Genomic DNA, 19,433 nt, shown 5'->3' on the forward strand with positions numbered 1-19,433 from the left:
TTTGCTGCGCAATACTGCTACGCTGTTGCCCATCTTCGGCCTTTTTCATCACCACTCATGTCCATTGAATTGAGCGCGCCACAACCCATCACACAAGCAGCGCCGCGTCTGGCTGCACTGATTGAACAAGCCCAACAATTTGCACCGCTACGCACGGCCATTGTTCATCCCTGTCAACAAGATGCGCTGGAAGGCGCGATAGATGCGACCCGCGCCGGCCTGATTGAGCCGGTGTTGGTCGCACCACTCGCCAAGCTCAACAAGATTGCCAACGACTGCGGACTGAATCTGTCTTCGTATGAACAACATGATGTGCCGCACAGCCATGCCGCCGCCGAATATGCCGTCACCCTGGCAGCACAGCATCGCGTCGATGCGCTCATGAAAGGCAGCCTGCATACCGATGAACTGATGGCGACCGTACTGGGCACACATGGCCTGGCTGATCACTTACGCACTGAACGGCGCATCAGTCATGTGTTTGTGATTGATGTAGCCAGCTATCACAAACTGCTGCTGATTACCGATGGTGCCATCAATATTGCGCCCGATCTGGATACCAAAGCCGATATCTTGCGCAATGCCATTGACCTTGCCCAGGCGCTGGGTATTGCCATACCCAAAGCAGCGCTGCTCTCGGCGGTCGAGACCGTCAATTCAAAAATGATTGCCACCATTGATGCCGCCGCACTGTGCAAAATGAGTGAACGCGGCCAAATTGTCGGTGCCATTCTGGATGGCCCACTGGCCTTTGATAATGCCATTTCAAAAGCGGCGGCACGCATCAAGCAGATTCAATCGCAAGTCTCCGGCGATGCCGATATTTTGCTGGCACCCGATCTGGAATCAGGCAATATATTGGCCAAGCAACTGGAATATTTAAGCGCAGCCCAAACGGCAGGGATCGTACTGGGCACCCGTGTTCCCATCATGCTGTCCAGCCGTGCCGACCCACCGGCGGCCCGGCGCGCCTCGGCGGCAATCGCCCAACTTTATACACAGTGGTGCAAACAACGTGTCTGAAGCCAATCAAGCCATCTCTTCGTCCAGTAACGTTCAAACCAAACCGGTTGGGCTGATTCTGGTCATCAATGCCGGCTCCACCAGCCTTAAGTTTGGTGTGTATGCTGTTGAGTCAAAAGCCCATTCAAATTTTCAAGATCAGGCAAAATATGCCACCCCGATAGAATGGGTACGTGGCACTTTGTCAAAGCAGGGCAATGGCTGGCAGATTCAGATGCGCGCCATGTCCGACATGACGGGCAATCATGCCACTCCTTTACCCGACCTGACTAGTCATACGTCCACCAGCAGTGCCGCACTGCTCGACTGTTTAAGCCACCTGTTCAGCAATCTGCCCCTGCTCGCGGTTGGGCATCGGGTGGTACATGGTGGCGACCGGTTTCGCGAGCATGTGCGTATCACGCCCGCCATACTGCCTTATTTGCATAGCCTTGAACCGCTTGCGCCACAACATCAGCCACATAATCTGCAAGCCATTGAAGACTTGCTGAAGAGCCATCCAAACCTGCCGCAAGTGGCCTGTTTTGATACGGCCTTTCATACCACGCAAGACCGGCTGGCGCGGATGTATGCCCTGCCTCGTGCGCTTTATGATCAGGGCTATCATCGCTTTGGTTTTCATGGCCTGTCGTACGAATTCATCAGCGAACAAATGGCCAAGCTGGCCCCCGAACTGAGCGCCAAACGCATGGTGATCGCGCACCTGGGTGGTGGTGCCAGCATCTGCGGTTTGATCAATCATCAAAGTCGCGCCTGCAGCATGGGTTTCACCGCACTGGATGGTCTGGTGATGGCCAGTCGCAGTGGTTCGATTGATCCGGGCCTGCTGATTCATCTGCTCAAAAGTGGTCGCTATGATTTATCCGGTCTGGAGCATCTGCTCTATGATCAATCGGGCTTGATGGGCGTGTCCGGCATTTCCAACGATATGCGCACCCTGGTACAAAGTGACGACCCAGCCGCACAAGAAGCCGTGGCCCTGTTTGTACGTCGCGCAGCGCGCGAACTGGCGGCCATCATCTGCGATATTGGTGGACTGGATCTACTGGTGTTTACCGGCGGCATTGGTGAACATCAGGCCATCATCCGGCAAAAAATAATTGACTCACTCAGTTGGTTAGGCCTCAAACTGGATGGCAATAACAACCAGCAATTGGGCGACGATCAATCTGGCTGCATCAGCCGGTCTGATCAGGCTGTACCCGTTTGGGTCATGCCGACCAATGAAGAATGTGTCATCGCCGAAGACACATTACGGCTGAGCGATATACAGCCAGTGATTGCCCAGCCCAGCATCAAATGAAATGAGCAAAGTAAGTTGAACTATCACTCATGGGTTTGTCACAGTTAATAGGTATTCAGATGCAATCAAAAACCTGATACAAAGTAATCAATTCACGCCGCTATTCACTGACCGGCATCAAACCTTTGGCCTGCAATAGGCGCACACTGAAGTGTCCAGCACCACTGGAATTCCCCCTTTACGACATAACATAGGAGACATCATGCAAAACCCCGCCGAACAAGCCATGCGACTCTGCCAAGTGCAATTGGCCACCAATACTCAAATTTTAAATCTGCTCTTCAACAGCATGAATCAGATTGCCAAGACCTCCATGAAAGCCATGCAAGATACGGTGCAAGATGAACTGGTGATTGGCAAATCCGCCTCTCAACAGGATCTGTCTGCCTTGCCGACACTGGCGCAACAATGGCTGCCCAAACAATCTGAAAAGGTGGTGGCCTATCAGCAGACCATCATGCAGATCGTGGCGACCACTCAGCATGACATCATGGCACTGATGCAAAAACAATGGCAAAAAGCACAGGAAACAGCACCCGCGTTCAACGTTGGCACCGAGCCCGCCGACAACGAACCCATTGCAGTGTGGGCCAGCCTGTTTTCAACCTGGGACAACGCCATCAAGGAAGTCAGCAGCAGCGCCATGCAAACCTTTCAACACGCAGTCGCCCCTGCTGAGGTGATGAGCACAGAGAGCCAGAAAAAAACGGCTGAACCGAACAGTGCCAGTAAATCATCAGGCATGGCAGCAGCCCGTACCACCAGTCGCTCAACCAGCACCAAAGGTTGAGTAACCAAAGTGAGTCAAGCGCGTATTAGGCGCATGACACCCGTTGCAGCATGATCACCGGCTGAATCCATTCAGCCGGTTTTACCAAAATGCATGACAGCAGCGCTTGGCCTGCCCATCCAGGCCAGCGAATCTGGATGGCAGCAGTTTTATACCGATTCCATGCTATTTGCTGGGTATGTACGACACCACTATGTACAAACTCCGGTACCACGCCCCCCGCCATCATACCGAGCAAAATAAGACAATTTAATGGAGTATATGAATAAATCATATACCTATAGTGCATATATATTGAGTCAATTTTTTTACTCCACCAGAGTATATTTAAGATGGGCAAATTACTGACAACTATTTGAAAATACATGAAGGTATTTTGAGCCTGGCCACACAGCGCCAGTGAGCGGAGCAAAAGCGAGAGGAAAAAAGCAATCAGTGACTGGAAACGAGTGCCTTGTTATTTTTCGTATATGGCACGATGCAGCCTGAACTTGGTGTCGCTGGCTTGAGTTGGCAACCCCTGCCGTGATGATTCAGCTTGCCGGATTAGTGAATTTCTTGAACACCATTGTGGACGCGGGTCAAACCTTTGGCTTCGGACCAGTTGAAAGGCACACCAGACTGAGAAGCTGTCAAACTTTGTTCCTTGTGCATTCGATCGACCATGCCAGCCAGCACGACTTCCAGTGAGGCATTGGGATCATTGGCCACGTCTTCAAAACGATCCAATGAAATTTCCGGGCCTTCTTCATCATCTTCCAGCACTTGCACAATAAAAATTTCCTCCTTGCCTGGCCGCCCGTGGACGGTTGCGCGGTAGCGATCGCCACCATAAAAAAACTCGCGAACCATGATTGATCTCCGATCATTAAAAGTAGATTAAACACCGGTCAAATACGACATTTTTCTGTCATAAAAGTCCTGAGCGCAAACATCTTAGTAAAAACAAATCAACCAAGTTTGAGCAAGATCAAATCACGTTCAATTAGCTTTAGACTAATTTAGGGTTGGGTGGGATGAACCAGACATGGAGAATGAGATGTTTGGCTTTTAACTTTACGGATAACTATTCAATGCTAATTGATTTGATTTGGACGTAATGCATTGTTATATTAGGGGTTATTTTTATTTAATGCGCTTAGTGCTTAGCCCTGATATATAAGAGAGGAATAAATGGAAGCAAACCCGGTCAGAATTGTTCAGTACTTTGATGGTGAAAAACAAAGCATCACTCCTCTTTTTCAGCGACCTTATACATGGAATAAACGGAATTGGCAGTCACTATGGGATGACATCTTAAGCTACTACAATCGGGAGCATGATTCAGCTTCATCTCACTTTATGGGAGCTGTTGTTTCGATCCCAGCAAAGACCGTTCCGGTGGGTGTGACGAAACATCTAGTAATTGATGGTCAACAACGATTAACAACAGTGGCTATTATGCTTTGTGCTCTTCGTGATAGTTGTGATGAAAGGAAATCACATCAAATCCAGGATTACCTAGTTAATCGCCATTACGATAATTCGGTAGATCATTTGAAACTATTACCCACGCAAGGTGATCGTACTGCGTATCTTTCGATTGTAAATCCAAGACCTCAAGATCATATAAGCAAGCATTTGATTATTGATTGCTACGAGTTTTTCAAAAAAGCTATTTCAGAAAAAGATGAGAATGAGCAACAAATTGATCCAGGTAAAATTTTAGACATTGTCAAATCACTTCTACAGGTAGTGATGATCAATCTCGGCGAAGCGGACGACCCATATTTAATTTTCGAAAGCCTAAACTTCAAAGGTGAACCACTCTCCCAAGGAGATCTCGTTAGAAATTATATTTTGATGAGATTTCGAGGATCTGTTGGTGAAGGTGGGGAACAAGAACGTATATATAGAGAAATATGGCATCCAATGGAATCAAGACTTGGAGAAGGTTTTGAAGATTTTTTATGGCATTACACTATCAAAGATGGTGATAACGTAAAAAAACCAAAAGTATATTCGTCAATAAAGCATAATTTTAGTCAAATAAAAGAGCCAATTGATGTGGAATGTCACATAGGAGAAATGAATAAAGCATCAATTAACTATGAACGATTTCTAAATCCAGGAAAAGAGAGTAATACAAAAATACAAAAAGAATTGGCTCTGTTATTTCGTCTTGAAGCAACGATTTCATACCCACTTCTTCTCAAGTTATTTTCAGCCTGCGATAACAATCAATTCGACGAAGATATTTTAGTAAATTGTTTGCGAAATATAAATTCACTCATGGTAAGAAGAGCCGTATGTGAGGAAAAAAGAAGTGCTCTTAATAAGTTATTTATAGGCATTGCCTCACGTATGCCAAGAGAAATTGCTGATATGGACGAGTGGATTGCAAATGAATTAGCCAAACGCGTTAGAAGCGAGAGATGGCCTGATGACATTGAGTTTAGGAGTGCGATATTGACAAATAATTTGTATGGCACCAAAGCAGCTCGAATTGTTCTTGATGGCATAGAGGCTCACCTTGCAGGGAAAGAAGTTATCGATCTTAGTAGCGATAAAATATCTATCGAGCATATAATGCCTCAAACCCTTAATGATGATTGGCTCCGCGAAATTGGTGGAAGTGACGAGATTCATAGGAAATACTTGGACACGCTTGGTAACTTAACCCTCACAGGCATTAATTCAGAACTTGGAAACATGAAATTTTCCGAGAAAAAGCAGATGTATGCGGGATCGGGAGTTTCAATGAATCGTGATTTGTCTACGTATGAAAGTTGGTCAGAGTCTGAAATTTTAAAACGGTCATCAATGCTTGCTGACTACGCAGTAAAAATATGGCCTCGGTATTCTGCTTAAAACCTAAATCTGCATTAAGAGGGACATCGCAAAAACACGGTGTCTCGATTTAAACGTTAGGCACTTCTCAATATGAAGGATGATCCAGTTCCGAAAAAATCTGAGCCTTTTCTCCTCAACGAGCCTCCGTTTTGCACAAGAGCTGAAACAACACTCGAGTCCGTTATTGTCATTAGTAGCCCAATGTTGTCGCTTTCTGTTGGTTAAATAGGGCCCAAAAAATTTACAGACAATCTTTAATCAGGCGCTCATCGGCCTCCGCCACTGCCCTTAAAAATCAATCTGCTGACTCACTCACCCCACTTAAGCATATTAGTTCAATGAGCAGATGGCCAGCACCATTCACTTAACCCTGCAATCCAGCGTCATTTCGCAGCAGTCATAATCCGTCATTGAAAAAAATTGAATTACACAATATTGGTTATTTCAATTTTCAACGTAACCGTACTTACTGGCTGGCCTGACGTTGGCGCACTGCTTCATACAAACAGATGCCACTGGCTACCGAGACATTCAGACTTTCCACGCCACCCGCCATCGGAATGTACACCAAGCCATCGCAATTTTCCCGCGTGAGTCTGCGCATGCCTTCACCTTCGGCGCCCATGACCAGCGCCAACGGTATGCTGAGCTTGCTTTGATAAATACTTTCGGTGGCTTCACCGGCCGTTCCGACCACCCAGATGTCGCGCTCTTTCAGTTCACGCAGTGTGCGCGCAAGGTTGGTCACGGTGATATAGGGCACGGTTTCAGCCGCGCCACTGGCCACTTTGGCCGCGGTAGCATTCAAGCCGACGGCACGATCTTTAGGGGCAATCACCGCATGCGCCCCCGCACCATCGGCCACCCGCAAGCAGGCACCCAGATTATGTGGATCGGTCACGCCATCCAAGATCAGCAGTAATGGCAGCGTCTTGCGGCTATCAATGCCATCGAGCAACTCGTCCAGATTAAGTGCCAACGACAAAGGTGCCGCCTTGGCCACCACGCCCTGATGACGTGCGTCATTGGCCAAACCTTCAAGACGCTTCACATCACACGGGATCAGCTTGACCTTGGCCGTTTGCGCCGCTTGCAGAAAGTCCTGCATCCGCTTGTCGCGGCGATTGGCTTCAAAATAGATTTCTTCAATACTGGCAGGATCATGGCGCAACCGCGCCGTCACGGCATGAAAGCCATAAAGCAATCGAGACTTCATATTCAGACCCGGCTCTTATGCACGCGCTTGGTGGTAGCACGGGTTTTCGAAGCCGACTTTTTACGTGACGGTGCCGGCCCGGCTTTGCCAGCACCATGTGCCAAGGTTGTTTTCGTGCTGGCATTGCCAGCCGTTTTGCCACCGGTTTGACCACCGGCGCTCTTGCTACTACGTGGCGCTTTACCAGACTTGCCTGGCACGGCACGCCGTGGATCACCTGATTGCATCATCGACACACCACCAGGCGGTTTACCTGTAGCTGCCACAGCTTTGGCAGCTGGCGGCTGCTTGCCACGCGCCATGGCCTTGATGGCTGGTTCATTGACCAGTGTGAAGTCAATCTTGCGGGCATCCAGATCGACCCGGCTTACCTGCACCGTCACCCGACCAGTGAGCTGATAGCGAATCCCGGTACGTTCGCCACGCAACTCATTGCGCGCCTCATCGTATTGGAAGTAATCGGCACCCAGCTCAGTCACATGAATCATGCCTTCAATGAAGAGCGTATCGAGCTGCACAAAAATACCAAATGGTGCCACGCCACTGATCGTGCCGGAATATTCTTCACCCAGATGATTGCGCATGAAATAACACTTGAGCCAGGCTTCCACATCACGCGAGGCTTCATCGGCACGCCGCTCATTGGCCGAGCAATGCAGACCTAATTCGTCCCAGATGGCATCATGACTCTTGCGTTTACGTGGACCATTTTTCTTCACATCCTCGGCTTGCAGCTTGCGCGCCTTGGGTGCCAGCATGGTATTGAGTTCAACCGTATCAGAAGGCTTGGGGTCATAGCGCTTGCCATGCAACAAGGCCTTGATGACCCGATGTGTCAACAGATCAGGATAACGCCGGATCGGACTGGTAAAGTGACCATAAGCTTCATAGGCCAAGCCAAAGTGACCGACATTGTCCGGACTGTAAACCGCCTGCTGCATTGAGCGCAGCATCATGGTCTGTAGCAGCGCGGCATCGGGACGCCCTTTGATCTTGGCCATCACTGCGGCATAGTCGGAGGCATGCGGCTTATCACCGCCACCCAGATGCATCCCCACCGTTTTCAGGAAGGCGCGCACATTGGTCAGCTTGTCTTCATTGGGGTGTGCATGAATCCGATACAGGCCCGGATGTTCCGCCTGCGCCATGAAATCGGCGGCACAGACATTGGCTGCGAGCATGCATTCTTCAATCAGCTTATGGGCATCATTGCGGGTACGCGGCAAAATCTGCTCGATCTTGCCTTGTGCATCGCACACGATATAGGTCTCAGTGGTTTCAAAATCAATCGCGCCACGGCGACCCCGCGCCTGTTCCAGTGTTTTGTAGAGTGCATACAAGTTTTGCAAATGTGGCACCAAGGTACTGCGCCGCGCCGCTTCTGGTCCTTTGGTATTGCCCAGAATAGTCGCAACTTCGGTATAAGTAAAACGTGCTGCCGAATGCATCACTGCTGGATAAAACTGATAGGCGTGAATCTCACCGTCTGCAGTAATCACGGCATCACAGACCAGACACAGTCGATCCACATTGGGATTGAGCGAGCACAATCCATTGGACAGTTTTTCGGGCAGCATGGGAATCACGCGTCGCGGAAAATACACCGAGGTGCTGCGATTCAATGCTTCATTATCCAGCGCATCATTGGGTTGCACATAGTGGGAGACATCGGCAATCGCCACAATCAACCGATAACCAACTTCCGTCTTCTTGCGACCATATTGGACTGGCTCGCAGTAAACCGCATCATCAAAGTCCCGTGCGTCTTCACCGTCAATCGTGACCAAAGCAATGTCACGCAAATCAACCCGATTTTTTCTGTCACGCGCCTGTACCGTATCTGGCAACTTGGCGGCTTGTTTGAGTGCCGACTCAGGAAACTGATAAGGCACGCCGTACTTGCGTACAGCGATTTCGATTTCCATGCCCGGGTCATCAATCTCACCCAGTATTTCCACCACCTGACCAACCGGTTGTGTAAAACGTGTCGGTGGCTCGGTCAACTCCACACTGACCACCTGGCCAACCTTGGCGCCATTGGTCGCGCCCTGTGGAATCTGGATATCATGCCCCATGCGCTTGTCTTCTGGCGCAACCAGCAACACCCCTTTTTCATTGATCAGTCGACCAATGACACGCACATTGGCGCGATCAACCACCTCAACAATATGGCCTTCCGGTCGACCACGCCGATCCGTACCCACCACCCGAACCAATACCTTATCGTTATGCATGACCTTTTGCATCTCGCGATTGTTCAGATAAATATCTTCCTGACCATCGTCGCAGATCAAAAACCCATAACCGTCCCGGTGTCCCTGCACCTTGCCGGAAATAAAGCTGTCTGCTGCCACAACCTGATATTTGCCTTTACGATCCGGCGTTAATTGCCCATCACGCTCCATGGCAGTGAGTCGTTTATTGAAGCCGTCGCGTTCGCGCTCGCCAACATTAAGTAAATTGGCAACTTCATCGGCGCTCAAAGACTGTTTATGACTGCGTAGAATGCCGAGAATATCTTCGCGGCTGGGAATGGTGTAGGTGAATGAGTTCAATGCGGATAGGGAATGGTAGTAATCGGAAAACCTTGTTTTGTCACATAGTGTAGCGCCAAATGCATGACAGACCACAGGTTTCATGTTGCTGACCTGCCAGATCGGCGGGTTTGTCGTTACCACGCCATAAAATAGCATGATCTTTTTACGAAAACAGCCTCGTGTAGATCGACGACAGCCCTTTTAAACATCGCCATTTTTAAAATAACTTGACCTGCCTCTAACTACCAGCCATAATAAGCGGCTAGATTTTGCGCCCAGGTGGCGGAATTGGTAGACGCACTAGGTTCAGGTCCTAGCGGTGGCAACACTGTGGAGGTTCGAGTCCTCTCCTGGGCACCAACGCTCTCATGGCGTTGTTTATGCAAAATCTTGTTGTAATCAAAGCCGTTCTGAAACAACCATGCAATTGCATGGTTTTTTTATTTCAACTCGCGCACTCTGATTTTTTATTTTCCCTCGGCACTGCCGTCAATACCGATTTCATCGCAATCCTACATGCATGTAGGATGTAACCGATTATTAACAAATACTTGCTGGGCCATACTTTGTTTCATACTATGGCCACCTTGCTCAGGTCATCTTTTTTAAATTGACGCCGGGAATTGAACAATGAAACTCCTCTTGCCTTCATCAGTATTGATCAGCATTGCTGCGAGCATTCTCTCGGTCAATCTCCTGGTTGCCTGTGGTGGTGGCAGCGCAAGCAGTGCCACCACCAGTAATTCAGCATCCGATTCAGCAACGACCAATAACGATGCGCCAGCAACAGAAAACACTACCAGTAACACCACCGCCATTACTTTAAAATCTCAAGGTACCAGCTTGCAAGTACCAAGCAGTCTGCAGACGGGTACATTTGCGTCGCAAAAGAGTATGCAAATCGCAGAAGGTTATGCCATTCGGCTTGAAGCCACAGTCGGCGGTGCTCGCTTCATGGCATTGGCAAGCAATGGCGATTTGCTGGTCAGCAATCCTGGTGCCGGACAGATTACTTTATTGCGATTTGATAGCAATGGCTTGCTGCAGAGTAAATATATCTTTGCTCAGGGACTAAAAAATCCTCAGGACATGGTGTTTTATATACAAGGTGGCAAGACTTATCTGTATATTGCCGAATCAAATCGCATCATCCGTTCGGTGTACCAAACGGGTAGCACGCAGATTGGCAACAAGGAAGTCATCGTGAGCAATTTGCCCGATGCATCTTCGGCCGAGTTGAATGGCGCTTATGGACATCAGCTTAAAAATATTGCGGTGGATCATGACAAGCTCTTTGTGGCGATTGCCTCTACCTGCAATGCCTGCGAATCTGATGTGGTATCTGACCCGATCCGTAATGCCATTTATGAATATGATCTGACTGGTGCCAACCGCCGACTCGTTGCCAGAGGTTTGCGCAATGTCGAGGGCTTGGCATTTCGTCCCGGTACTCAGGAGCTCTGGGTATCTGTCAATAATCGAGACAATATTGCCTACCCTTTCCATCATGACTGGGATGGTGACGGCAAGGATGATTATGGTCGTGTCATGCAGAGCTATGTGGATGGTCATCCACCTGATTTATTGACCCAAATAAAAGATGGTGGCAATTACGGTTGGCCTTACTGCAATAGCAATCCTGATGCAGGTTTGAACAATATGCCTTTTGATCTGGATGTCCAGTTCAATGCCGATGGCAGCAAACTGGATTGCAGCAAGGCTGATCGCATTACCCGCGGCCTGCCCCCCCACTCTGCCGCACTGGGCATCAGCTTTGCCAATAATGCCGGGCTACCTGCACCGCTCAACAATGGTATTTTTGTCGCTTTGCATGGCTGCTGGAATTGCACGGCTTTTAACGGACATAAAGTGGTCTATTATCCTCTGCTCGCCGATAGTACTTTAGGTGATAGCGTTGATCTGGTCAGTGGCTTTGTGACTGATCCCAACAATAAATCTCGCTGGGGACGCCCTGTTGACGTCATTGCAGATGGTAAAGGGGGATTATTTATTTCGGACGATATGGCTGGGGCAATCTATCGTTTTTATCCAAAATAACTGCCACAAAATAATTGTGCTTAAGATTGGCTGATTTTTTGAGATCACCTAACCCAAAAATCCCAGTGCTGCCGCCTTGATGGTGGCTTGGGTTTTATTATTGGAACGCAGTTTGGTGAGTGAATTATTAATATGAAAATTCACGGTTCGCTCGGCTATTCGTAAAATATCGGCAATATCCGCTGCCGTTTTACCTTCAGCAGTCCAGCGCAATACTTCCACCTCACGATTGGATAGGCTCACCTTGGCCTCTGGCATATGCTTACTGACCAAATGCTCTGACAACGCAAAATGCGCCACCTGACTCAACCAGGACATCTGCGCATTTTTTACCTGCAGCTCCTGCAGGCTCAAGACTTCGTGACTTCGTGCCAAGGTCAACATGCCAATCGCACCATAATTATAACGACATGACTGTGCCCAACCAATATGCAAGCCATGCTGCCTGGCATCTTCCCAGAATTCCGGTGCCTGCTTGAACAACTGATCGTTCCAGACTATGGGAAGGGAGGAGCGAATACCATGTTGTACAGTCGGATCAATCGACAGATAGTTTTCAGCCTGATATTTTTCCTGCCAAATCGGCTCATAGTTATTGAGCATGACAATTTTAGGATTGGATATGGGTAAAGGTAGACGAATGCCGTAGGCGCAATAATCAAAACCCATCTTCCTGACCACACCAATCAGATGTTGCAGCAAGGCATCTTCGGAAGGCTGTTCCAGCAAAGCCTGTATATGTTCTTCCTGCCATTCTTTCATCCCTTTTCCCTCTCCCAAGGCTCGAAACCTTACTCTCCCACCTGACATAGTTGACACTTCAAGTCCAATTGATTGTCAGATAGGATCACGACACGACAAATTATCCAAATTGTTGACACTGACTGTAGCCACTGCTGCTACTACAATGCCAAGACAGAGTTCCAGCACCATCTGTCTTACTGCGGATATGTATTTGAATTCGCATGAATGGAAAAGCCATGATAAATTCTAATTTCACTACATTACAGCAACACCATTACACAGGTCTGACCCCTGCCATGCCTTTGACTCTGTCGCCAGATGGGTACATCCGATTGACCTTTGATCGCTTTCAGCATCTCGAGCTGGAACATGTCTGCTCATCCATCGATTCCGAGGTTGGTAGCCTCCTAACCGAAAATGCTATCCCATTTGCAAACAGCGGTTTTACCGAATGGCAAAGTCATACCACACCGGTCATTTCACTTGGTTGGGACTGGTACGAAGATGCCACTAATCACAAAATGCTGGTGGCACCCAGCACCATCCGTAGCAATGTCATGCTGCGTGACAAAAATGGCTACGACCTGGGGCCAGCCATGACATCCATGCTGCTACACACCTGGCTGTCCTCATTTGACTGGCAACATACACTAACCCAACAGCTGAACTCATAGCCTGACAACTTTAACAGATTATATAAAAACAATAATTTGTATCTAATATGATCCATGACGACTGGTGAAAATACCACGGAGTGGATCGATGACAACGACTCATGGCAGCGCCCTGCAGCTTCCCAAAAGCCTTGAACATGCTCTAGCAGCCTATCGACACAAAGTATTCATAGAGTCGCTAGGATGGGAACTCCCCACCGCTGAGACTGGATTGGAGCGCGATCAGTTTGATCGACCCGAGACGGTCTATGTGATTACTCAGGATGGCCAAGGACGCATCAATGGCTGCGCCCGTCTACTTCCCACAACTCAACCCTATTTGTTGAGCGAAGTATTTCCACAACTATTAAACGGCGCACCCATTCCTTGCACCGCAGAGGTATGGGAGCTTTCCAGATTTGCAGCAGTCAATCCATCAGCTGCCGATAAAAAAGAACAGTTCCAGGTCAACCTTACCAAAACACTGCTGGCTGCAGCATTGCGTTGCGCTGAAGCACATGGCGCAAAACGCATCATCACCGTTTCACCCGTTGGGATTGAACGTTTACTGCATCGCTATGGTGTGCATGTTCACCGTGCTGGCCCGGCTATGGTCATCGATGGTTATCCGCTTTTTGCCTGTTGGATTGAACTTGATGACATGACTCGCAATGCCCTGGAAGGATATTGAACCGAATGAAAGACGCGACAAATGTCGTCAATCAGTTCTTTTTGCAGCAATTGCTGCAAGTCTCGCAACAACGCGGTATCTTTACTTCTGAAGAAGTTGTCTCCATCACTGGTATCAAACTGCTCGCCAAAGACAAGCTGATTGACCAGTCCATGGTCGAACGTTTATCGCAACATCAACTAGTACGACCATTGGAACAATGCATCCGTATTGATACCCCATTGGATGTTCAACAAATTGCGCAAGAAGCTGAGCGGGTGCTGGACACTCATCCAGCCATTCGCCCATTGTCGGGTTGGCGGGTTGGCATGCCGACACCCAGCAAGCTGCTAAAACAAATGGTCTTGCAACCACCAGCCCATTGCATGCTATCCATCCATGAGGCTGGCAATCCCAACGTCTTGCCACACTTTGTGACGGTGGCATTACTGGCAATGGGGCTGTGTTATCGGCTTGAACAAGCTACCGATGAACGCATGGGGCCATTGGTAGTAGCCAGTGTGTTTCATGATGTTGGCGAGTTGTATATCGACCCTGCCATTTTAAATAGCACCGAACCAATGGAGGATGCACATTGGCAACAATTGGCACAGCATCCCCTGCTCGGACAACAAGCCTTGTTATCCTGTGTTGGAGTTGATCCAGAAATTGCCGCAATGGTGGCACAGCATCATGAACGTCATGATGGTTCGGGTTATCCCAATGGCTTATTGTTTCATCAATTGCTCAGTGATGGTCACCTGCTGGCGGTCGCTGAAACCATGGCAGGTATCATACAGTCGGGCAATCGCTCGGTGAAGTCGATCTATATGGCCCTGGCCATTTTACCTGGCGAATACGCCCGTCCGGTCATTGACTTGCTGGCACGAATTTCATCGCAAACCGACGATGACACCAACCTGCCCCCGTTCAATCCCAATGAATTGCATCACAATCTGCATCAGATCAATCGACAACTCATGCATGTCACGGAAGCTTTTGAAAAAGTAGGTGAACAATCGTTAAGCTCCGCCGCTATTGAATTAGCCTGGAAATATCATGATCGTTTTAGCGCCATTCAACGCGCTTATTACAGCACTGGCCTGAATGTCATCTCTTATAAATCAGCTTTGCACGATTCCAACAATTTACCGCCCGACCCGATTGAATATGAAGCAGCCTTGCTGGCTGACGAATTACGCTGGCGCTTGCGCGAATTATCACGCCAAATGGCCGCCAAGCTTGATCAGATATTGCCTGATGAGCGCCCATTCTTTGAAGCATTGATTGGCTCAGTGAGGCATAGTCCAACCGAATAGAATTTAATTACGTTCAGACAATAAAAAAGCCGATCAAAAAACTGATCGGCTTTTTTAATTGAAAAATTGAAATTTCAATTAAAATTTCAATGCGGCTCCGGTTTTCCGGGTCAATTCTTCCTGAGTCACATCCGGTGCCAACTCCAGCACCGTCAAACCATCTGGTGTGACTTCAATCACCGCCAAGTCGGTAATGATCAGATTGACCACGCCCAGCCCTGTCAAAGGCAAATCACACTCTTTAAGAATTTTATGGACATCACCCTTGGCAACATGCTCCATGAGTACGACGACACGTTTGACGCCTGCCACCAGATCCATCGCGCCGCCCATGCCCTTGATCATTTTGCCTGGAATCATCCAGTTGGCCAGATCACCTTTTTCACTGACCTGCATCGCCCCCAAAATCGCCAGACTGATGTGACCACCGCGAATCATGCCAAATGAGTCGGCACTGCTAAAAATACTGGAGCCTTTTAAGGTCGTCACCGTCTGCTTGCCCGCGTTGATCAGATCGGCATCAATCTCATCTTCAGTTGGAAACGGGCCAATTCCCAGCAGACCATTTTCTGATTGCAGCCAGACTTCCATATGATCGGGTACGTGATTGGCAACCAAGGTTGGCAAACCAATCCCCAGGTTGACGTAAAAACCATCCTGCAATTCTTTGGCAGCCCTTGCTGCCATTTCATCTCTTGTCCAAGCCATGCTTCATCCTTCTTGAATTCGGTTCAGAAAAACTTTCTTGAAACGCTTTTTAGTCGCACCAGCCGCTTTATTTGGAAGGCGTGATGGTGCGTTGTTCAATGCGTTTTTCCGGGGTGGCATTGACCACAATGCGCTGAACAAAAATACCCGGCGTATGAATTTCATCAGGTGCCAGCTCGCCGTTCTCGACCAGAATTTCAACTTCGGCAACAGTCATCTTGCCAGCAGTGGCGACATTGGGGTTGAAATTACGTGCGGTCTTGCGGTACACCAGATTACCGGCACGATCGGCCTTATAGGCCTTGACCAAAGCCACATCGGCTGTCAACGCTCGCTCCATCACATAAGTCTGGCCGTCAAACTCGCGCAATTCCTTGCCCTCGGCAACGATGGTGCCCACGCCAGTCTTGGTAAAAAAGGCGGGAATGCCGGCACCACCGGCACGCAGCTTTTCTGCCAGTGTGCCTTGGGGTGTAAATTCCAGCGCCAGTTCTCCAGACAGGTATTGGCGTTCAAATTCCTTGTTTTCACCGACATAGCTGGAAATCATTTTTTTGATTTGACGCGTCGTCAGTAATTTACCCAGGCCAAAGCCATCGACGCCAGCATTGTTGCTGATGCAAGTTAAATCCTTGACACCCAGATCACGAACTGCGTCGATCAATGCCTCAGGTATGCCACACAAACCAAAGCCGCCTACAGCCAAGGTTTGCCCATCTTTTAAAATATCTGCCAATGCCGCCTGGGCACTGCCATACAGCTTGTTTGCCATGCCGATCCTCTCGTTGGATTGAATAATGCCCGATCATTTTAAGTCAGAACCCACCGCAGGAAACACACCAATGTGGCTTTCGCGTTATTCTCCTGCCTGTCATCCATTGATGATCTTTTCTGGCTAAACTAATGCGCCATTTTGGTGTCAACATTCATTCTGGTTTATAGCGTCACCTTTTATGTTCATTGCCATGCACCGATTAATACCCTGTCTGCGCCTCTTGATGGTGCTATTGTTGACGATTATCACGATTCCGCTCCAGGCACAGACTTTTTTGCCCGCTGAAGAAGCTTTCCAATTCACCACCGAAGTGGTCGATCAGCAAACGATTGCGGTGGCGTTCAAAATCGAGCCTGGCTATTACCTGTATCGTGACCGCTTTGCCTTTACCGCCCAGCCCGATCTGCTTGGCAAACCTGATATTCCTCCCGGCAAGATCAAGTTTGACGAAAACTTTGGCAAGGAAGTCGAAACCTATCGCGAGCAATTGCGCATAGTTGTGCCGCTGACGGCCAAGGCCCAGGCTCTTGAATTGACCGTCACCTCACAAGGCTGTGCCGATGCCGGTTTATGTTATCCACCCCAAAAGCAAACTGTCAATGTTGATCTGAGCCAGGCTCCCGCCGCCGGGCAAGCCACCCTGCCAAGCCATTCGAGCGCCAGCGATGTTGCACGTGCCAGTGTCAGCACCAACAATTCGGCTAACTCCATCACATCAAACAGTGAAGACAATCGTATTACCCAAGCGTTACACAGTGGCTCTTTGAGCCTGATCGTGCCGGTTTTTTTTGTGCTGGGTCTGCTGCTCTGCTTCACACCCTGTGTCTTGCCAATGCTGCCGATTCTATCGTCCATCATTGTGGGTAGTCAGTCCGAAGGGCAAGCGCCTTCGCGGACACGCAACTTCATGTTGTCCTTGCTGTATTCGCTGGGCATGGCGCTGGTTTATACCGCGCTGGGCGTCGCCGCCGGTTTAATTGGTGAAGGCCTGTCCGCTGCTCTGCAAAAACCCTGGGTGCTGATCCTGTTTGCGGCCTTGCTGGTAGCGCTCGCCCTCTCCATGTTTGGTCTGTATGAACTGCAACTGCCGATGGCGCTGCGCGACAAACTGGCTGGTCAGTCCGATAAACAAAGCGCAGGCAGCCTGACTGGTGTGTTCATCATGGGCGCCTTGTCGGCCTTGATTGTCAGCCCTTGCGTGGCCGCACCCTTGGCGGGTGCCCTGCTCTATATCAGCCAGACGCGTAACGTACTCATTGGCGGCAGCGCCCTGTTTGCGATGGCGATTGGCATGAGTGTACCTTTGTTGCTGATTGGCCTGTCAGCTGGCTCGCTGCTGCCGCGCGCAGGCAACTGGATGAACAAGGTCAAGGCGATATTCGGTGTGCTACTGCTGTTGGTCGCAGTCTGGGTGGTGTCACCCGTTTTGCCGGAGGCCTGGCGCCCGTTTAGCCGAATTGTCGATGTCTTTAATCCGCAACAGAAAGTATCGTTTCAGCGCGTTAAAAATTCAGCCGAACTCGACGCCGCACTGGCACAAGCCAAGACCGAAGGCAAAATCGTCCTCTTTGATTTTTACGCCGACTGGTGCGTGAGCTGTATTGAAATGGAAAAGCTGACCTTCCCGCATTCCAGCGTGAAACCGCTGCTTGACCAGATGGTGCGCCTGCAAGTCGACGTGACAGCCAATTCCGAAGCCGATAAGGAACTACTCAAACGCTTTAACCTGTTTGGGCCACCGGGCATCGTCTTTTTTAATAGGCAGGGCGAGGAAATAACGGCAGCGCGGGTGATTGGTTTTATGCCCGCCGAGGCGTTTGCCAAACGACTCCAGCAACTTCAGTCCAATTCCGTCACCCCTTAAATACCCCCACAGGTATTTTTAAACAATCAATTAAAACGCACTTAAAGAGTTAATTATTAAGCATACTCCTTATAAAGTCGCTTAAAAAGGCGGTTCCAACCGATCAGCCAACACCGCGCTTGCTGCTGGCGCGAGCTGGCTGATTGTCTACCGCACGGCTTACATCACTGACATACCATCATCGGCATTGAAAATGGCGCCATTGATAAAGCCGACGCCATCCGAAGCCAATAACAATAACAAACCATCCAGATCAGCCGCTTCGCCAAGCCGTTTGTTGGGCAGGGAGTTGATCAGCTTTTGACCCGCTTCGGTCTGCCAGTGCGCGTCGTTGATTTCGGTATGGATATAACCCGGGTTGATCGCGTTGACATGAATCCCATGCTTGCCCCACTCCAGCGCCATCGCCTTGGTCATCTGCACGATCGCCGCCTTGCTCATGCCATACACACCGAGTTTGCTGATGGGCTTATGCGCTGCCACCGAGCCAATATTGATAATCCGCGTCTGGCGCTTGGGGTTGGCCTTGGCATGCGTCAACATCCGCTTGGCCACTTCCTGCGCCATAAAAAAAGCGCCACGGGTATTGGTTTGCATGATGAAATCGTAATCTTCCTCACTGATATCGACCAGCTTATTGGTCACCGAAACACCCGCGTTATTGACCAGAATATCAATCGGGCCCGCTTCGGTTTCAGCATGCGCCACCGCCGAGCGAATACTCGCTACGTCCGTCACATCAAGCTTCACCACATGCGCCGCACCGCCTTCGGCTTCAATTTCAGCACGCAGCTCCTTGAGTTTTTCCACACGCCGTGAGGCAATCACCACTTCCGCACCGGCCCTCGCCAGCACTTGCGCAAAGCGCGCACCCAAGCCGCTTGCAGCACCTGTGACCAGTGCGATTTTGCCTTCGAGATTGGTCTCGATTCCCATATTGC

The 19,433-nt window shown here is 49.4% G+C and carries 16 protein-coding genes and 1 tRNA gene; 10 read left to right on the top strand and 7 right to left on the bottom strand.

Annotated features, from left to right (window positions below; all coding sequences use genetic code 11):
* The first annotated feature begins 57 nt into the window (after positions 1–57).
* The 3 genes from ACMYR3_RS11625 (at position 58) to ACMYR3_RS11635 (ending at position 3,116) form a co-directional block, all read left to right on the top strand.
* Positions 58–1,023, top strand: a complete 966-nt coding sequence (locus tag ACMYR3_RS11625) for a bifunctional enoyl-CoA hydratase/phosphate acetyltransferase (protein ID WP_424192114.1) — start codon at positions 58–60, stop codon at positions 1,021–1,023.
* Positions 1,016–2,326, top strand: a complete 1,311-nt coding sequence (locus tag ACMYR3_RS11630) for an acetate/propionate family kinase (protein WP_424192115.1) — start codon at positions 1,016–1,018, stop codon at positions 2,324–2,326. The genes ACMYR3_RS11625 and ACMYR3_RS11630 overlap by 8 nt, the downstream gene beginning before the upstream one ends.
* A gap of 202 nt (positions 2,327–2,528) precedes the next feature.
* Entirely contained in the window at positions 2,529–3,116 is a 588-nt protein-coding gene (locus ACMYR3_RS11635) for a phasin family protein (RefSeq protein ID WP_424192116.1), read from the top strand.
* Positions 3,117–3,662: 546 nt separating this feature from the next.
* On the opposite strand, the gene ACMYR3_RS11640 is transcribed toward ACMYR3_RS11635, so the two are convergent.
* The gene (locus ACMYR3_RS11640; protein ID WP_424192117.1) at positions 3,663–3,968 is read right to left on the bottom strand and encodes a hypothetical protein; all 306 of its coding nucleotides are present in this window, start codon (positions 3,966–3,968) and stop codon (positions 3,663–3,665) included.
* Positions 3,969–4,289: 321 nt separating this feature from the next.
* Between ACMYR3_RS11640 and ACMYR3_RS11645 the strand changes: the two genes are divergently transcribed.
* Positions 4,290–5,966, top strand: coding sequence for a DUF262 domain-containing protein (locus ACMYR3_RS11645; RefSeq protein WP_424192118.1), 1,677 nt, complete (start codon positions 4,290–4,292; stop codon positions 5,964–5,966).
* Between the two features lie 448 nt (positions 5,967–6,414).
* Here ACMYR3_RS11645 and rlmB read toward each other — a convergent pair whose 3' ends face one another.
* The gene (gene rlmB / locus ACMYR3_RS11650) at positions 6,415–7,164 is read right to left on the bottom strand and encodes a 23S rRNA (guanosine(2251)-2'-O)-methyltransferase RlmB (RefSeq protein ID WP_424192119.1); all 750 of its coding nucleotides are present in this window, start codon (positions 7,162–7,164) and stop codon (positions 6,415–6,417) included.
* Between the two features lie 2 nt (positions 7,165–7,166).
* Positions 7,167–9,719 (bottom strand): ribonuclease R, encoded by a 2,553-nt coding sequence (gene rnr, locus ACMYR3_RS11655; protein WP_424196492.1) that lies wholly within the window; start codon positions 9,717–9,719, stop codon positions 7,167–7,169.
* 255 nt (positions 9,720–9,974) lie between these two features.
* Between rnr and ACMYR3_RS11660 the strand changes: the two genes are divergently transcribed.
* Positions 9,975–10,061: transfer RNA gene (locus ACMYR3_RS11660), tRNA-Leu, on the top strand.
* Between the two features lie 270 nt (positions 10,062–10,331).
* On the top strand, positions 10,332–11,759 hold the full coding sequence (locus tag ACMYR3_RS11665) for a PQQ-dependent sugar dehydrogenase (protein WP_424192120.1): 1,428 nt from the start codon (positions 10,332–10,334) through the stop codon (positions 11,757–11,759).
* 48 nt (positions 11,760–11,807) lie between these two features.
* Here the strand turns inward: ACMYR3_RS11665 and ACMYR3_RS11670 are convergent, their stop codons facing one another.
* A complete protein-coding gene (locus ACMYR3_RS11670) occupies positions 11,808–12,521 on the bottom strand; it encodes an autoinducer binding domain-containing protein (protein ID WP_424192121.1) in 714 nt (237 codons plus the stop codon).
* Positions 12,522–12,739: 218 nt separating this feature from the next.
* Here ACMYR3_RS11670 and ACMYR3_RS11675 point away from each other — a divergent pair, with 218 nt between their 5' ends.
* The 3 genes from ACMYR3_RS11675 to ACMYR3_RS11685 all read left to right on the top strand — a co-directional run bounded on the left by ACMYR3_RS11675 (position 12,740) and on the right by ACMYR3_RS11685 (position 15,145).
* Positions 12,740–13,177, top strand: a complete 438-nt coding sequence (locus ACMYR3_RS11675; protein WP_424192122.1) for a DUF4902 domain-containing protein — start codon at positions 12,740–12,742, stop codon at positions 13,175–13,177.
* Between the two features lie 88 nt (positions 13,178–13,265).
* The gene (locus ACMYR3_RS11680) at positions 13,266–13,847 is read left to right on the top strand and encodes an acyl-homoserine-lactone synthase (protein ID WP_424192123.1); all 582 of its coding nucleotides are present in this window, start codon (positions 13,266–13,268) and stop codon (positions 13,845–13,847) included.
* A 5-nt stretch (positions 13,848–13,852) separates the two neighbouring features.
* Positions 13,853–15,145 carry an HD-GYP domain-containing protein gene (locus tag ACMYR3_RS11685; RefSeq protein ID WP_424192124.1) on the top strand — a complete coding sequence of 431 codons (1,293 nt, stop codon included), beginning with the start codon at positions 13,853–13,855 and terminating at the stop codon, positions 15,143–15,145.
* 78 nt (positions 15,146–15,223) lie between these two features.
* Here the strand turns inward: ACMYR3_RS11685 and ACMYR3_RS11690 are convergent, their stop codons facing one another.
* On the bottom strand, positions 15,224–15,853 hold the full coding sequence (locus tag ACMYR3_RS11690; protein WP_424191997.1) for a CoA transferase subunit B: 630 nt from the start codon (positions 15,851–15,853) through the stop codon (positions 15,224–15,226).
* Positions 15,854–15,920: 67 nt separating this feature from the next.
* On the bottom strand, positions 15,921–16,625 hold the full coding sequence (locus tag ACMYR3_RS11695; protein WP_424191998.1) for a CoA transferase subunit A: 705 nt from the start codon (positions 16,623–16,625) through the stop codon (positions 15,921–15,923).
* 193 nt (positions 16,626–16,818) lie between these two features.
* Between ACMYR3_RS11695 and dsbD the strand changes: the two genes are divergently transcribed.
* Positions 16,819–18,492 (top strand): protein-disulfide reductase DsbD, encoded by a 1,674-nt coding sequence (gene dsbD / locus ACMYR3_RS11700; protein ID WP_424192125.1) that lies wholly within the window; start codon positions 16,819–16,821, stop codon positions 18,490–18,492.
* 159 nt (positions 18,493–18,651) lie between these two features.
* Here dsbD and ACMYR3_RS11705 read toward each other — a convergent pair whose 3' ends face one another.
* Positions 18,652–19,428, bottom strand: a complete 777-nt coding sequence (locus tag ACMYR3_RS11705) for an SDR family oxidoreductase (protein ID WP_424192126.1) — start codon at positions 19,426–19,428, stop codon at positions 18,652–18,654.
* Positions 19,429–19,433 lie beyond the last annotated feature (5 nt).

The sequence above is a fragment of the Ampullimonas aquatilis genome (assembly GCF_049675895.1).
Classification (GTDB): Bacteria; Pseudomonadota; Gammaproteobacteria; order Burkholderiales; family Burkholderiaceae_D; genus Ampullimonas; species Ampullimonas aquatilis.

Excerpts from the sequence above, each read along its gene's own strand:
- ACMYR3_RS11625 (WP_424192114.1), top strand. The coding sequence starts at position 58 with ATGTCCATTGAATTGAGCGCGCCACAACCCATCACACAAGCAGCGCCG.
- ACMYR3_RS11635 (WP_424192116.1), top strand. The coding sequence starts at position 2,529 with ATGCAAAACCCCGCCGAACAAGCCATGCGACTCTGCCAAGTGCAATTG.
- ACMYR3_RS11640 (WP_424192117.1), bottom strand. The coding sequence starts at position 3,968 with ATGGTTCGCGAGTTTTTTTATGGTGGCGATCGCTACCGCGCAACCGTC.
- ACMYR3_RS11645 (WP_424192118.1), top strand. The coding sequence starts at position 4,290 with ATGGAAGCAAACCCGGTCAGAATTGTTCAGTACTTTGATGGTGAAAAA.
- rlmB (WP_424192119.1), bottom strand. The coding sequence starts at position 7,164 with ATGAAGTCTCGATTGCTTTATGGCTTTCATGCCGTGACGGCGCGGTTG.
- ACMYR3_RS11665 (WP_424192120.1), top strand. The coding sequence starts at position 10,332 with ATGAAACTCCTCTTGCCTTCATCAGTATTGATCAGCATTGCTGCGAGC.
- ACMYR3_RS11670 (WP_424192121.1), bottom strand. The coding sequence starts at position 12,521 with ATGAAAGAATGGCAGGAAGAACATATACAGGCTTTGCTGGAACAGCCT.
- ACMYR3_RS11675 (WP_424192122.1), top strand. The coding sequence starts at position 12,740 with ATGATAAATTCTAATTTCACTACATTACAGCAACACCATTACACAGGT.
- ACMYR3_RS11680 (WP_424192123.1), top strand. The coding sequence starts at position 13,266 with ATGACAACGACTCATGGCAGCGCCCTGCAGCTTCCCAAAAGCCTTGAA.
- ACMYR3_RS11685 (WP_424192124.1), top strand. The coding sequence starts at position 13,853 with ATGAAAGACGCGACAAATGTCGTCAATCAGTTCTTTTTGCAGCAATTG.
- ACMYR3_RS11690 (WP_424191997.1), bottom strand. The coding sequence starts at position 15,853 with ATGGCTTGGACAAGAGATGAAATGGCAGCAAGGGCTGCCAAAGAATTG.
- ACMYR3_RS11695 (WP_424191998.1), bottom strand. The coding sequence starts at position 16,625 with ATGGCAAACAAGCTGTATGGCAGTGCCCAGGCGGCATTGGCAGATATT.
- dsbD (WP_424192125.1), top strand. The coding sequence starts at position 16,819 with ATGCACCGATTAATACCCTGTCTGCGCCTCTTGATGGTGCTATTGTTG.
- ACMYR3_RS11705 (WP_424192126.1), bottom strand. The coding sequence starts at position 19,428 with ATGGGAATCGAGACCAATCTCGAAGGCAAAATCGCACTGGTCACAGGT.